Source organism: Pseudomonas sp. LY-1 (assembly GCF_053502595.1).
In genome coordinates this window covers 420,383-434,233 of record NZ_CP094353.1, presented here as the reverse complement: position 1 = coordinate 434,233, position 13,851 = coordinate 420,383, and the positions used below count along the sequence as shown (strand labels likewise).

Below are 13,851 nucleotides of genomic sequence, written 5' to 3'. Positions count from 1 at the left end.
TGCGATGAAGCCAGATCGACTGGCTTTATATCCCCTTGAACAGCTCACACAAGGATGAACGATTCATGGAAGTATTCATCGGCACTATCCAACCTTTCGCCTTTAATTTCGCCCCAAGAAACTGGGCCTTCTGCGCCGGCCAGCTCCTGCCCATCAGCCAATACCAGGCGCTGTACGCGCTGATCGGCACGACATATGGCGGGGACGGCACGCAAACCTTCAAGCTGCCTGACCTGCAAGGTCGCCTGCCCATCGGCCAAGGCAATGGCCCGGGCCTGTCGCAGCGGTTAATCGGCGACGTCGACGGCGTCGAAAGCGTGATGGCCACCCAGGCCAACCTACCCACGCACACCCATAGCACGGCGGCGCTGGCAGTCAGCGCGGCGGTGCAACTGGCCGACACCGCCAGCAACCCGCTTACAGCGCCGACCGCCGCCAATGCGTTTATCGGCGCCTCCGGCGGCGGGCCGGGCAGTGCCTCGATCTTTTCCGACCAGCAGGGCGCCAGCCCGGTACCGCTCAAAGGCGTCAGCACGAGCTTGACCGGCACGCTGGCCTTGGCCGGCCAAGGGTTGCCCATGGACACGATGAACCCGTTCCTGGTGATCAACTTCAGCATTGCCCTGAACGGGGTCTTCCCGTCACGCGACTGACCCGCACCCGGGCCGAGGCACTTGGGCCTCGGCCTCTCTGACACGGAGCTGATGTATGTTGAACCTGGTCACCCCCGAGCACTTTCGCCCTCTGCTTGCGCACACGAGTGTGTTGTACCTGCCGGACGGGTCGGCGCTGCCGATCCAGATCCAACAGGTGACTGATGCGCCCAAAGCCAGCGTACCGGGCAGCCCGCGCACGGCCTTCAGCGTGTTGCTCGACAGCCTGGAGCCGACGGATTTCGTCGACGGCCTCTGCCGTTTGCCGCTGGCGCAGACCTGCCTGGAGCAGGTGTTTGTGTCCCGCGAACCCGCCATGGGCCGCGACAACGCCCGCGGTTATTTCTGCATCGTGTTCAACTGAGACGGGTACCACACCAGCCGCTGCGCGGCGGGCGTCTCTTCCTCCAACCGAAACCCCAGCGCCAGGTAATGCTGGCGCGCATGGGGGTTGCTCGCCCACACCACCGTGGCCACCGGGCAACACACCTGCTGCGCGGCCCGTTGCACGCCGTGCAGTACTGCGCGGCCAAAACCCTGGCCTCGGGCAGCGGGGATAAACGCCAGGTACAGCACACGGATTTCATTCGGGCCGAAATCGGCACTCAGGGCGCCAATGGGCGTGTCGAGTTTTTCGATCACATAATGCAAGGCCCCGGGAAAATGCTCGCCCATGCCGTTTTCCTGCACTTGAAACTGTTGCGCGATCACCGCCTCGACCAGCCCCTGCTCACCGTCGATCCACTGCAAATCGGCACGCGCCGAGCGGTAGAGGCTTTGCAGAAATGGCCCGTCGGTGGGCCGTGACGGGCGCACCACCAGGCCCTGCGCCAAAGCGCCATCCTTGTTCAACATGCCTTTGCACTCCTGTCAGAATCCGCTTTCCCGCACGCCCAAGGCCGCCGCTCGACGCCAGGCCACGCCCAGCACCGACTCGCTGCGCCCTTGCAACACCACCACGCCGCGCAGCGGTTGATGGGGGGTGGCGATCGGTTGCGCACTGCGCAACCGCACGCCGTACTGCGCCTGCACCGGCGCCGGGCGCTGGTTTTCGTCGCGGCGCACGGCAATCGGCCCGTGGTGGTCGGAGGTCAGGGCTTCCTGGTCCAGATAGGCCACGCCGTTGGCATCGATATCGGTCAGCACCACCGGGATGGCGGCGCGCATCGGGTCATCGGCGATAAAGCGCCCGCTCGCCCCCGGCGTCACCCGCCACAGCTCGGCTTCCGCCAGATACCCGCGCAGACGCGCGCCCTCCTCGACCACTCGCGCCAGCGCGTCTTTAGGCGACAGCCAGCGGCCCACGCTCAACTGCGGCAGCACGTCGCGCACGGTGCCGGCATGGGGCGCACGCAACAGCAGGCGTTCGCGCTGGGCGGCAAGCCCGCGGTATTCGGCCAGGGCCTGGGACAGGCGCTGATCATTGATCCCGGCGTCGGCCGCGGTTTCACTGCGTCCGGCCTGGCGACGCATCTGCAACTGCAGGATCTCCACTTCGCGGCGCACGATGCTTTGCCGCGCATCCAAATCCGGCGATTCCAATTCGATCAGCACCTGGCCCTGGGTCACAACTTGCCCATCCACCACCCGCAACTGTTTCACCCGCGCCGCCACCGGCGCGTGCAAGGCACTGGCGCGCCCGGCCTCGAGCATGCTCGGTAACTCCACGGCACTGCGCCACGGCACCACCAGGGCCAGCACGATCAACAGCAGGCCCAGGCCGCTGAGCAGCACCCGCGGCGCATGGGCCTGGCTGCGGCGACTCCACCATTCGCGCCACTCCTTGAAGATCGGCAGGCCGATGAACCACACCAGTTCCACCAGCATCAGGAAGATCCCCAGCAGCTTGAAGAACAGGTGATACACCGCCAGGGCGATCCCCAGGAACAGCGCCGCCCGCCACAACCAGGCCAGGTAACCCCACCACAGCAGGCGCCGTTGCATGTTCGGCGCCCAGGGTTCCGGCGCCGGTTCGCCATAGCCGAACAACCACTCGCGCAGGCGCCAGCGGCAAAGGGCGAAGGCGCGACCTTGCAGGTTGTCGACGCCCCACAGGTCGCTGATCAAAAAATAACCATCGAAACGCATGAACGGGTTGAGGTTGATCGCCAGGGTGGTCAGCCACGTCGCACTGGCCAACATGAACGCCGCCGTGCGCGCCGCGCCGTCCGGCAGCAGCGACCAGGCCAGCAAGGCCACGCAGGCCAGCAGCAACTCGGCCATCACCCCACCGGCGCCGATCAGCAATCGCGCACGCCGATCATTGACCCGCCAGGCATCACTTACATCGGTGTAGAACATCGGCAGCAACACCATGAACGCCACGCCCATGCTTTGCACGCGGCACCCGGCGCGCTTGGCCATGAAGGCATGGCCGAATTCATGGCACAGCTTGGCGAAGAACAGCGCCACGCCAAACGCCAGGGCACCGCCGAGGCTGAACAGGTGCGGGAACGTCGCCAGAAAGCGCTGCCAGTCCCGCGCCACCAGAAACACGCCCAGGCCCAGGGTCAGCGGCAAACCGTAGCGCAACAGCCCCGGCCCGAAGCGCGCCAGCCACGGCCAGGCGCGGTTGAGGAACGCGTCCGGGCGCCACAGCGGGATGCGGAAGAACAAATATTGGTGCAGCAGGATTTGCCACAGGCTTTGCTTACGGGCGGCGGCCTTGTAGGCGTAACTGGCACGTTGCTGCGGGTCCAGCGCGGCGATCAGGTCATGGGCGCGCAGGAAGCTCAGCAGCTCATCCACTTCGCTGGCGCCCAGGGGCAGGCCCGGCTCACGGTTGGCGGCTCGCAGGACGTGTTGCGGGTCGCCCAGGGACCAGTGGCGCAGCAGCCGAATGGCGGTGGCGCCGAGCTTGAAGTAACGCCCGCGCACCGGGTCGGCCAGGGTCCAGCGCGGCGAGCCGTCCAGGGCCGCGCCGGCGCTGGACAGTTGCAGGTCTTCGCGCAGCGGGGGCAGGTTCATCAGAGGCCAACGCTCTGGCGCAAGCCGGCCAATGGCCGACGCAACAGGTACAGGGCCAGGGGCGCGCGCTCACCGAAGAGCTTCGCCGTGCCGCGCAGGCCGATGCGTGGCGGTGCCTCATCGAAGCGCGCATCGAGGCGATAGGCGAGTTGCCCGCCGGGTGTGGGCTGCGCCTCATAGGCGGCGCGTTGCAAGGTGGCGAGGTGGCGCTGCAACGGGTCGCTGTCGAGGAACAGCGCAACCTGGGCGTCGGGCGCCAATGCGATGGCATCGCCCACCGCCAGTTCGATGCGCAACTCTGCCTGGCCGGGATCGGCAATCTGCAGCAGACGCTCGCCGGTCTGCACCGGTTTGCCGGTCCAGCGTTCGGCGTCGGCAAACACCGCGATACCGTCACGCTCGGCGCGTACTTCGCTGCGCTTGAGCAGTTCGCGGGCGTAGTCGCGCTCGGCGCGTTTTTGCTCGACCCGGGCCGCGAGCAGGTCGATACGCGAACTCGATTCGGCATCGGCAAAGGCGCGCTGGGAATTGGCCTTGAGCTCCGCTTCGGCCACGCCCAGGGCACGCGCGGCCACATCGGCCTGGGCCGTGAGGGTGGTGCTTTCGAAGCGCAGCAGCAGGTCGCCGGTTTTCACCGTCTGGTTGGGCTTGACCAGGAACTCGGCGATCACCCCGTCCAGCGGCGCCGCTACCACCTGGCCGGCCAACGGCACCACTTCGGCGGGCGCCAGTACCGATTGGCGCACCGGAATCAGCAGCATCAGCAGTAACGCGACCACCACCAGCACCTGGCGTTTGCGGGTCAGGCGCAGGCGCCACGGCTGGCGCGGTTGCAGCGCACGCCAAGCGTGGCTGTAGGTGTCGCCCAACTGCGCCAGCAGCACTTGCTCGGCCGGGTTCCAGGGCGTATCCCGCGCCAGCCACACACCGCCGAACACGCGGCCTTGCGGGTCGATCAAGGGCAACCAGAACACATGGCCGGCGGACAGGCTCTGCCAGTCGGCCTGCAGTTGCGCGCTCAATTGCGCGGCCGGCACTTCCCGGGCGGCCTGGCCCAGCCCGTGTTTGTGCAATTGGGCCACGGCCTGCTCGACGAAGGCCACGAACGGCGCGTTCGGGTCGACGCTGCTCACCGCCGTCACCGCCCGCACCTTGCCGGCGATCAACAGCGCCGCATGGCGATAGCCGAACAGCGGTTGCCCATCATTGACCAGGCTGTAGGCCAATTGCTCAATGCTCTGGGCGGCGCGGGTCTGGCGTTCCAACTCGAGAAACTGCGCGAATACCCGCTCGGCATTGCCCGTCATCGGTGCGTTCATTGCAGTTGTGCAAAGTGCGCGGTGCCGCTCATGCCGGCCATCAACCCATTGGCATTGGGCAAGGTCGCGACCAGCAACAGGGTCTGGCTGCCTTCGTCGATGCGCGCGCCAAGGCGTTTGACGGTGGCGTTGAATGCCTGGCCGGTTTCGTCGGGGGTGAAGCTGAACGTCTGCCCGGGCTTGAGTTTGCCCATCCAGCGCGACGGCACCAGCAGGTGGATCTCCAGGCTGCGGTTGTCGACGATTTCCAGCAGCGGCGCGCCGGCCGAGACGCTTTCATAACGTTGGACTTTGCGCTGCACCACCTGGCCGTCATACGGCGCCAGCACGCTGCAGCGCTTGACCTGCACCTGATAGACCTGGGACTGGGCCTGGGTTTCGGTGAGTTTGGCTTCGGCGCGGGCCACTTCGAACCGGCCGACCGAATTCAGCGCCGCCAGTTGTTTGTTGTGGGCCAGTTCTTCGCCGGCGCCACGGCTGGCGGCCGAGGCGGCATTGAGTTGGGCCTGGTAGGCCGAGCAATCGAAACGCGCCAGGGTGTCGCCTTTCTTGAACGACTCGCCCTCGCTGAACGGCAGTTCGACAATCCGCCCCGACAATTCACTGGCAAGCATCGCCTGGTCACGGGCGCGCAATACACCACGGGCTTCGCTGTCGGCGCTGACGGCCGCTGCGGGCGCGTGGTCCAACAGCGGATCGTCCGCCATGACCATCGGCGCCAGGCTCACCAAGCAGGAAAATCCCAGTACCGATCTACATAACTGCTTCATACATTCGACCTCCCTGACGATGTGCGCAGTCTAGGGCAGCGGAGTTAAATTGCCACTACCCCCAGTCAGACAAATCAGCATTTTTTGTAGGCCTTTGCCGAAGCCTTCGCCGGATCACGTTATGATTGCCGACCTCCAAGGACTCAGGATCAAGGACACGTCATGCACATCGGTTTTCTGTCACCCCTGGCACTGGCCCTGCTCGCCGGTCTCTCCCTGCCGGCACTCGCCAGCTCCGACGACTCGTGCTACCCCGACTGGAGGGTCTCGCGGGACAGCTTGGACACCTGCAACAACCTGCCGTTCCTGAGCCCCGGCAATGACAGCCGAACCAACCTGCGCCTGTTGCTGGCCGACAAAAAAGCCGCACCCCTGGCGCCGAACGCCTTGAGCGAAGACGACCTGTCCCAAGGCTTCGGTCCGGTGCCGTTCCCGGTGTACCGCCTGGTGCCGATCGCCGCCGCGCCGGCCGAAGCGGATAACACATCGCACACCTCGCCCAGCGCCGAACTCGACACCCTGCTCCAGCCTTTGGGCATCAAGCGCGACGAATACAAAGCCGCGGGGGCTGACTTCCTGAATGGCGAAGGCAGCCGCTGCCGCAGCAACGACGATGACAGCGCCACCGCGTTTATCCGCCAGGTGCTCAAGGCCGACATGCCGGCAGCCGAACGCGAGCTACTGGTGAAGGCGCGTTTGCAAATGCTCACGGCCTGTTCTTGGGAAGGCCAAGTGCTGGATGCACAGCAGATCCAATCCAGCGAAGGCCAATTGTTCCGCACTTATCTGCAGGCCGCCGCCGACTTCTATAGCGGTCGTTTCAGCGACGCCGAGCGCGGTTTCGCCGGCGCCAGCACCAGCAATGTGCCCTGGCTGAAGGAAACCGCGCTGTACATGACCGCGCGGACGTCACTGAACCAGGCGCAGGCCGACGCCTTCGACGAATACGGCATGCCGCAACTCGAGCATGTGGATAAGTCCGCCCTGAGCGACGCCGAAGAAGGCTTCCTCGGTTACCTGAAGACTTATCCACAGGGTGATTACGTCGCCTCCGCCCGTGGCCTGCTGCGCCGGGTGTATTGGTTGGCGGACGATCAAGCCAAGCTCGCCGAGGCCTATGCCTGGCAACTGACCCAGGCCACCGACGCCCAGCGCAATGTGTCCGTGGATGAGCTGGTGGCCGAAGCCGACGTCAAGCTGCTGATGGTCAACGGCAAGGCAGTCCAGAACCCGATGATCCTGCTCGTCAGCGACCTGATGCGGATGCGCGCTCACACGCCGCCGGCCCTCAGCCGCGCCGATCTCGATCAGCAAAAAGCCGTGTTTGCCGACACGCCGGCGCTGTTCGACTACCTGCAAGCGGCGTATGCCCTGTACGTCGAGCATCAACCCGACAACGCGTTGAAACACCTGCCCCAGGACGTGCCGTCGAACCCGGATTACTTCGCCTTCAGCCAACAGACCCTGCGCGGCCTGGCCCTGGAAGCCAAGCAAGACTGGAAAGCCGCCGAAACCCTGTGGCTGCAACTGCTGCCGCTGGCCAAGCAACCGCTGCAACGCGACCAGTTGGAGCTGGCACTGGCGATGAATTACGAACGCAGCGGCCAGTTGGCCAAGGTGTTCGCCGCCGATTCGCCGATCAGCGCCAAACAGGTGCGCTACATCCTGCTGCGCCACATCGCCGGGCCGGACTTGCTGCGCCAACAGATCGCCCAGGCCCATGACCCGCTGGAGCGCCAGACCGCCCAATTCGTGCTGCTCTATAAAGACCTGCTGCGCGGCCAGTTCGCCACCTTCGACGACGACCTCAAGCAACTGCCGGCGTCGGCCCCGGACGACAAGCTGGGCACCAGCCTGGGTTATGTCTACAGCGCCAGCCAGACGTTGAAACTGTTCCAGTGGAACGGCGAAAAAGCTGAATCCGGCTACGCCTGCCCGAGCATTGCGCAAACCGCCGCGACCTTGCAGAACGACGCAAAAAATCCCCACGGCCTGAACTGCTTCGGCGAGTTCATCCTGCGCAACAACCTCGACGGCATGCCCCTTGAACAGGCACGCGCCGCCGGCAGCCTGGGCAGTACGCCATCGGACTTCAAGGGTGACACCTTCTCGCGGCTCGACGGCTACCAACAGGTGATCGGCAACCCCAAGGCGCCGAAAACCGACAAGGCCTACGCGCTGTTCCGCGCCATCAACTGCTACGCGCCCGCCGGTTATAACAGCTGCGGCGGCGAAGACGTCGCACCGGCCGTGCGCAAGGCCTGGTTCCGTCAACTCAAGACGGGCTTTGCCGACACACAGTGGGGCAAATCCCTGCAGTACTACTGGTGAAACCGCTGTGGCTCGGCTTGCTGTTGCTGGCAAGCCCGGCTTTCGGCGCGGTCGACGCCCGCGACTATGACGCCTTCTGGCTGTGGAGCGGGGTCACGCCGCAGCCGGTGCTCAAGCAGGCAAAAACCCTGTACATCCTCCAGGGCCAGATCAACGCCACCCGCCGCGCGCCCCAACGCGGCGTGCAATTGATCGCCCAGGGCATAAGCGTGCCGCGCATCACCCAGGGCGACATCTGGCTGGTCTACCGCGCCCACACCCTGCGCTGGCCGGACCGCGTCTACACCCAACTGCTCGGCCAGGTACAACGCTGGCGCGACGCCGGCAACCCGGTGATCGGCATCCAGATCGACTTCGACGCCCGCACCCAGTACCTGCACGAATACGCCGACTTCCTGCGCGACCTGCGCCAGCGCCTGCCCGCCGACCTGCGCCTGAGCATCACCGGCCTGATGGACTGGAGCAGCAACGCCGACCCAACCGCCATCGCCCGGCTCAACGGCGTGGTGGATGAGGTGGTGGTGCAGACGTATCAGGGGCGCCAGAGCATCCCGGATTACGCCGCGTATCTGCCACGGATGAATCGGCTGGGGCTGCCGTTCAAGATCGGCTTGATCCAGGGCGGGGAATGGACGGCGCCGGGGTATTTGAAGGGGAGTGAGTGGTTTCGCGGGTATGTGGTGTTTTTGCGCAATCCTTGAAGGCGCTTGACGGGGAAACGTCCCCAGTGGGAGCAAGCCTGCTCACTCATTGATCAAGCCAGCCTCAGCGCTGCATCCCCCACCGCTTGACGGTCAATCGCTCGAAGGTATCGAACACCAGGTTCTCCACCAACAAGCCGATCAGGATCACCACCGCCAGCCCGGCAAAAACCTTATCGGTGTACAGCTCATTGCGGTTCTGGAAGATGTACCAGCCCAGGCCACCTTTGCCGCTGGTGGCGCCGAACACCAGCTCGGCGGCAATCAGCGTGCGCCAGGCGAATGCCCAGCCGATTTTCAGGCCGGCGAGGATCGACGGCAGTGCCGCCGGGATCAGGATGAACAGCACGAAGCGCATGCCCTTCAACCCGTAGTTGCGACCGGCCATGCGCAGGGTTTCGGACACGCCGAGAAACCCCGAATAAGTGTTGAGCGCCAACGCCCACAACACCGAATGCACCAGCACGAAAATCAGGCTGTTCTGGCCCAGGCCAAACCACAAGAGCGCCAGCGGCAACAGTGCAATCGCCGGCAGCGGGTTGAACATCGAGGTCAGGGTGCTGAGCAGGTCGCGGCCCAGTTGGGTCGACACCGCCAGTGTGGTCAGGGCAAATGCCAGCACAATGCCGATCAGGTAACCCTTGATCAGCACCACCAACGAAATGCTGACTTTGCTCAGCAGCTCGCCACTCAGAAGCCCGTCGTAGAGCGCGTGAAACGTCTGCAAGAAACTCGGCAGCAATAGGTCATTGTTCTGGTAGCGCGCAACCGCTTCCCAGAGGAACGCGAGCACGATCAGGATCAACCCTTTGCGCAACCAGCCTTGTTGCCACACGCGTTGGCGCAGGGGCAGCTCGCGTTCCACGGGGACGCTGAGCAGCGGTTCGAGGGTGACTTCATATTCCTGGCGCATGGGAGGGCCCCTTCAGTAAGCGATGCGGATATCGGCGATGCCCAACTCACGTTCGGCTTCGGGGGCTTCATCGAACAGCAGGCGATGAATCCTTCGCGCCGAGGCCTGGAATTGCGCACCGCCAAGGCTGTGCAGATCGTATTGATGGCTGTGGATTTCCGCGCGCACGCGCCCGGGATGGGGCGACAGCAACAGGATGCGATTGCCCACCACCAGCGCCTCTTCGATGGAGTGGGTGACGAACAGCAAGGTGAAACGCACCTCTTCCCAGAGCCGCAGCAACTCTTCCTGCATCTTGCGTCGGGTCAGCGCATCGAGGGCGGCGAAGGGTTCGTCCATCAACAGGATTTTCGGCTGCATCGCCAGGGCGCGGGCGATGGCCACGCGGGCTTTCATGCCGCCGGAGAGAGTGTGCGGATAGGCGTCGGCAAAGGCGCCGAGGCCGACTTTGTCGAGGTAGTGCAACGCGCGTTCTTCGGCGTCCCGCCGCTTGAGGGTGTTCGACGCCAGCAGCGGGAACATGACGTTTTGTTTGACGGTTTTCCACGGCGGCAACTGGTCGAATTCCTGGAACACCACGATGCGGTCTGGACCGGGCTGTTCGACCTTCTGCCCCAGCAGGCGGATCTCCCCTTCGCAAGGCTGGATAAACCCGGCGATGGACTTGAGCAAGGTGGATTTGCCGCAACCCGACGGGCCGAGCAACACGTAGCGGTCGGCCGGGTCGATGTCGAAACTGACTTGGTGCGTGGCCCGCACCACGCGCTCGGGGGTGCGGTATTCGAGGCTGACGTTATCCACCGCCAGCAGCGCGGCGGCGGTGGGCAGGTTGCTGGCCGTGTGGCCTTGCAGGGGCGCGTTCATCTCAGCTTCCTTGCAGCGGCTTGGCGTCCTGGAAGAAGTAGTCCTTCCACGATTCCGGCTTGTTCTTGATTGCGCCGACGCGGTAGAGGAACTCCGCCAGCGGGTAAGTGTTTTTCGGCGTGACACTGAATTCGAATTGCGGGTTGTCGATGATTTTCAGCAGCTCGGCACGGTCGATCTTGGCCTTGGTCACGCGGATGTAAGTGTCGGCGGCGGCGCCTTTGTCGTGCTGGGCGAACTGCGCGGCTTCGGTCAGCGCATCGACGAATGCCTTGTAGGTTTTCGGGTTGTCGTTACGGAATTTTTCAGTGGCGAACAACACCGTCGGCGAGTTCGGGCCCAGCAGGTCATAAGTGTTGAGCACCACATGCACATTGGGGTTCGCCAGGGCCTGGTCCTGGAACGGCGGGTTGGAAAAGTGCCCGGTCAGCTCGGTACCGCCGGCGATCAGCGCGGCCGTGGCGTCGGGGTGCGGGACGGCGACGGTGTACTGATCGAGGCGATTGAATTGCTTGTCGCCCCACTGCTTGGCAGCTGCGTATTGCAGGAAGCGCGACTGCACCGACACACCCACCGCCGGTACCGCGATGCGGTCGTTATCGGTGAAATCGGCGATGGTCTTGACCTTGGGATTGTTGCTCACCAAGTAGTAGGGAAAGTTACCGAGGGAGGCGACGGCCTTGACGTTCTGCTTGCCGCGGGTACGGTCCCAGATGGTCAGCAGCGGCCCGACGCCGGCACCGGCAATGTCGATGGAACCGGAGAGCAACGCATCATTCACGGCCGCGCCGCCGGAGAGTTGGGTCCAGTCGACCTGGATATCGAGGCCTTCCTGCTTACCGTATTTTTCGATGAGGTGCTGGTCGCGCACCACGTTGAGCAACAGGTAGACGATGCCGAACTGCTCGGCGATGCGAATCTCACCTTCAGCCTGCGCCACCGTCGGGGCGACGAGGCTGCCGGCCAACAGGCTGATACCCAGGCCGAACGTGGCGGCCAGCCGCGCAAATGGAATGTTTCTGGACATGGTCATGCTCCGAATCAGAAAGGCGCGTCGCCCTGGATGGTGGTGCGGTACAGCTTGCGGCGCAGATGGCTCGGGCAACCGGTAGCCAGGTGGATCAGCGAGCGGTTGTCCCAGAACACCAAGTCGTGGGGCTGCCAGTGGTGGCGGTAGATATTGTCCGGCAGCACGCTGTGGGCGTAGAGCTGGGCCAGCAGGTCGCGGCTTTCGTCTTCCGGCAGGCCGACGATGCGGGTGGTAAAACCTTCACTGACGAACAGCGCCTTGCGGCCGTTTTCCGGGTGGGTCCGCACAATCGGGTGGACCACTTCGGCGACCTGGGCGAGCTGCTCGGGGCTCAGTGTCGGGCGCCAGTTGCCTTCGAATTTGGTTTCGCTGTAACGCGCGGTGTAGGAATGCGCAGCGCTGCGGCCGTGTACGGCGTTGCGCAGGTGCTCGGGCAAGTGGTCCCAGGCCTTGTGCATGTCGGCAAACAGGGTGTCGCCGCCTTCGGCTGGCAGTTCCCGGGCATGCAGCATCGAGCCCAGGCTGGGCAGTTCTTTATAGGAAAGGTCCGAATGCCAGAACTTGCCCGCATCGCCCAGGCCGATGGCTTGGCCGTTTTCGATGATGTTGGAGACGATCAGGATTTCCGGGTGGTTGGCCAGCAGGAACTGCTTGAGCACATGGATCTGCAGCACGCCAAAGCGGCGGCTGAAGGCGATCTGCTGGTCGGGGGTGATGCGCTGGTCGCGAAAGACCACCACATGGTGATCCAGGTGCGCGCGGTGAATGCGGGCGAAATCCTCGTCATTGACCGGGCGGGACAAATCCAGGCCGATGATCTCGGCCCCCACGCTGCCGGGGAGTGGACGAATCTCGAAGGTTTGGGCGTTAGGGATCGCTGCTGGAACAGTGGAGGTGGCTGACATGAATTCACTCCCGATCGGACAGGAGAGTGACTTTATAGATATAAGAACTGTATTTTAAATACCGTTAGAGAATATGCATAGACAGGAATGCACCGACGAAACCCTGCGTTGGGCGGCGGGAATGGAACAAACGATGGCGGTGAAGTGTTCAATGCAGGGCAATCCGACACCTCCGTGTAAGACACCGCAAAAGCTCGATGTGGGCACCCAGAGTGGCGTGTTTAGCCGCTTACAAGCCGAAAACCTTGCTCGTTTGACAAGCCTGTAGGCAATCTCTAGTGTGCATTGGATCCAATAAGCCATTGCCATTCTATGAGGAGGCTAGCGTAGCCGTGACGCAAAAGCCGAGCCCTTTGAGCAGTATCAAGGTCAGCGGGCCTATTCCCGCCCATCTTGCTCGTTCCGTAATCGAAGAAACCTTGCGCAACGCCATCCTCGATGGCCGATTGCCTTGTGGTACCGCCATGCGCCAGCAGGAGCTGGCCAGCCTGTTCGGCGTCAGTCGCATGCCCGTGCGTGAAGCCCTTCGGCAGCTGGAAGCCCAGTCGTTGCTGCACGTCGTGACGCACAAGGGGGCGGTGGTTGCACCGCTGATCGAAGACAATTCGGCCGAGACCTACGCCCTGCGCATGCTGCTGGAGTCCGAAGCGCTGCGCTTGTCGATTCCGTTGCTCAGCGCAGACGACATTGCCCAGGCCGATGCCTTCATCACGGCGCTGGAACAAGAGAAAGACTATACCGAGATCGGCCGGCTCAACCGCCTGTTCCACATGGCGCTGTATGGCAAGGCCCCCAACCGGCGGCTACTCACGCTAGTCGAACACGGTTTGAATGAAGAGGAGCGCTTCCTGCGTTTCAACCTTGAGGCGATGGGGCTCGGCGAGACGTCCCAGGAAGATCACCGCGAACTGCTGAGCCTGGTGGCGCAGAAGAAGGTCGACGAAAGTATCCTGACGTTGCGCAATCACTTGATGCGAGGCATGGAGGTCATCAGCACTTACCTCAAGGGCCTTGAGGCGACCGGCAACTGAACTTTCCCAGCCTGCTTCACCGATCAAGCATTGCGGGGCGGCCTTCGCTGTTGGCAGAACCCGCATCAAGACGCCCTGGTTAAAACTATTCGACTGCGTAATGCCTGCTAATGCTCGAGAAACTTCCCACGTTTAATAATACAACTTACCCACAACCGGAATCTTTTCGAAAAAACATCTAATACATTTATAAGCTCGCCCAAACGTTTAATCGGCTTATTATCTTTCTTCAATAAACCAAGCACCTCAACAGCCTGCACGAACCCTTGTTTGGGCAGCGCTGCGCGCGCTGCTTGGCTAAACGTTATCTGTCCGCTTTTGGGCTGCAAAAGCCCAGCACTGTTTTCAGAGCAGTCGCAACAACTTA

At 63.5% G+C, this 13,851-nt stretch carries 13 protein-coding genes; 5 read left to right on the top strand and 8 right to left on the bottom strand.

Annotation, left to right across the window (positions count from 1 at the left end):
• Window positions 1-65 precede the first annotated feature (65 nt).
• Both MOQ67_RS02000 and MOQ67_RS01995 read left to right on the top strand, forming a co-directional pair.
• Entirely contained in the window at window positions 66-653 is a 588-nt protein-coding gene (locus MOQ67_RS02000) for a phage tail protein (protein WP_017845535.1), read from the top strand.
• Window positions 654-708: 55 nt separating this feature from the next.
• A complete protein-coding gene (locus MOQ67_RS01995; protein WP_102618786.1) occupies window positions 709-1,017 on the top strand; it encodes a hypothetical protein in 309 nt (102 codons plus the stop codon).
• Here MOQ67_RS01995 and MOQ67_RS01990 read toward each other — a convergent pair.
• From MOQ67_RS01990 to MOQ67_RS01975, 4 genes are read right to left on the bottom strand one after another with little or no spacing between them, the layout of a single operon-like run.
• Window positions 993-1,508 carry a GNAT family N-acetyltransferase gene (locus MOQ67_RS01990; protein WP_046385120.1) on the bottom strand — a complete coding sequence of 172 codons (516 nt, stop codon included), beginning with the start codon at window positions 1,506-1,508 and terminating at the stop codon, window positions 993-995. The genes MOQ67_RS01995 and MOQ67_RS01990 overlap by 25 nt on opposite strands.
• Window positions 1,509-1,523: 15 nt before the next feature.
• Entirely contained in the window at window positions 1,524-3,620 is a 2,097-nt protein-coding gene (locus MOQ67_RS01985; protein ID WP_198718252.1) for a biotin/lipoyl-binding protein, read from the bottom strand.
• Window positions 3,620-4,939, bottom strand: a complete 1,320-nt coding sequence (locus tag MOQ67_RS01980; protein WP_046483747.1) for an efflux RND transporter periplasmic adaptor subunit — start codon at window positions 4,937-4,939, stop codon at window positions 3,620-3,622. Before MOQ67_RS01980 ends, MOQ67_RS01985 begins: the two co-directional genes overlap by 1 nt.
• Window positions 4,936-5,652, bottom strand: coding sequence for an efflux RND transporter periplasmic adaptor subunit (locus MOQ67_RS01975; RefSeq protein WP_262377530.1), 717 nt, complete (start codon window positions 5,650-5,652; stop codon window positions 4,936-4,938). The genes MOQ67_RS01980 and MOQ67_RS01975 overlap by 4 nt, the downstream gene beginning before the upstream one ends.
• A 219-nt stretch (window positions 5,653-5,871) precedes the next feature.
• On the opposite strand from MOQ67_RS01975, the gene MOQ67_RS01970 reads away from it, so the two are divergent.
• Complete coding sequence (locus MOQ67_RS01970) at window positions 5,872-8,040, top strand: outer membrane assembly lipoprotein YfiO (protein WP_198718253.1); 2,169 nt, start codon at window positions 5,872-5,874, stop codon at window positions 8,038-8,040.
• Window positions 8,037-8,741, top strand: coding sequence for a DUF3142 domain-containing protein (locus tag MOQ67_RS01965; protein WP_102618791.1), 705 nt, complete (start codon window positions 8,037-8,039; stop codon window positions 8,739-8,741). Before MOQ67_RS01970 ends, MOQ67_RS01965 begins: the two co-directional genes overlap by 4 nt.
• 64 nt (window positions 8,742-8,805) lie before the next feature.
• Here MOQ67_RS01965 and MOQ67_RS01960 read toward each other — a convergent pair whose 3' ends face one another.
• From MOQ67_RS01960 to MOQ67_RS01945, 4 genes are read right to left on the bottom strand one after another with little or no spacing between them, the layout of a single operon-like run.
• Complete coding sequence (locus MOQ67_RS01960) at window positions 8,806-9,654, bottom strand: ABC transporter permease (RefSeq protein WP_017845543.1); 849 nt, start codon at window positions 9,652-9,654, stop codon at window positions 8,806-8,808.
• Between the two features lie 12 nt (window positions 9,655-9,666).
• Window positions 9,667-10,518 (bottom strand): ABC transporter ATP-binding protein, encoded by an 852-nt coding sequence (locus tag MOQ67_RS01955; protein WP_198718254.1) that lies wholly within the window; start codon window positions 10,516-10,518, stop codon window positions 9,667-9,669.
• Between the two features lies 1 nt (window position 10,519).
• Window positions 10,520-11,545, bottom strand: coding sequence for an ABC transporter substrate-binding protein (locus MOQ67_RS01950; RefSeq protein WP_017845545.1), 1,026 nt, complete (start codon window positions 11,543-11,545; stop codon window positions 10,520-10,522).
• A gap of 14 nt (window positions 11,546-11,559) precedes the next feature.
• Window positions 11,560-12,453, bottom strand: coding sequence for a TauD/TfdA dioxygenase family protein (locus tag MOQ67_RS01945; RefSeq protein WP_102618795.1), 894 nt, complete (start codon window positions 12,451-12,453; stop codon window positions 11,560-11,562).
• Between the two features lie 332 nt (window positions 12,454-12,785).
• Between MOQ67_RS01945 and MOQ67_RS01940 the strand changes: the two genes are divergently transcribed.
• The gene (locus MOQ67_RS01940; RefSeq protein WP_026139846.1) at window positions 12,786-13,484 is read left to right on the top strand and encodes a GntR family transcriptional regulator; all 699 of its coding nucleotides are present in this window, start codon (window positions 12,786-12,788) and stop codon (window positions 13,482-13,484) included.
• Window positions 13,485-13,851 lie beyond the last annotated feature (367 nt).

What these genes read in the sequence shown, in the direction of transcription:
- MOQ67_RS01970 (WP_198718253.1), top strand. Translation starts at nt 5,872, where the DNA reads ATGCACATCGGTTTTCTGTCACCCCTGGCACTGGCCCTGCTCGCCGGT.
- MOQ67_RS01950 (WP_017845545.1), bottom strand. Translation starts at nt 11,545, where the DNA reads ATGTCCAGAAACATTCCATTTGCGCGGCTGGCCGCCACGTTCGGCCTG.
- MOQ67_RS01955 (WP_198718254.1), bottom strand. Translation starts at nt 10,518, where the DNA reads ATGAACGCGCCCCTGCAAGGCCACACGGCCAGCAACCTGCCCACCGCC.
- MOQ67_RS01945 (WP_102618795.1), bottom strand. Translation starts at nt 12,453, where the DNA reads ATGTCAGCCACCTCCACTGTTCCAGCAGCGATCCCTAACGCCCAAACC.
- MOQ67_RS01980 (WP_046483747.1), bottom strand. Translation starts at nt 4,939, where the DNA reads ATGAACGCACCGATGACGGGCAATGCCGAGCGGGTATTCGCGCAGTTT.
- MOQ67_RS01960 (WP_017845543.1), bottom strand. Translation starts at nt 9,654, where the DNA reads ATGCGCCAGGAATATGAAGTCACCCTCGAACCGCTGCTCAGCGTCCCC.
- MOQ67_RS01990 (WP_046385120.1), bottom strand. Translation starts at nt 1,508, where the DNA reads ATGTTGAACAAGGATGGCGCTTTGGCGCAGGGCCTGGTGGTGCGCCCG.
- MOQ67_RS01995 (WP_102618786.1), top strand. Translation starts at nt 709, where the DNA reads ATGTTGAACCTGGTCACCCCCGAGCACTTTCGCCCTCTGCTTGCGCAC.
- MOQ67_RS02000 (WP_017845535.1), top strand. Translation starts at nt 66, where the DNA reads ATGGAAGTATTCATCGGCACTATCCAACCTTTCGCCTTTAATTTCGCC.
- MOQ67_RS01985 (WP_198718252.1), bottom strand. Translation starts at nt 3,620, where the DNA reads ATGAACCTGCCCCCGCTGCGCGAAGACCTGCAACTGTCCAGCGCCGGC.
- MOQ67_RS01975 (WP_262377530.1), bottom strand. Translation starts at nt 5,652, where the DNA reads ATGGTCATGGCGGACGATCCGCTGTTGGACCACGCGCCCGCAGCGGCC.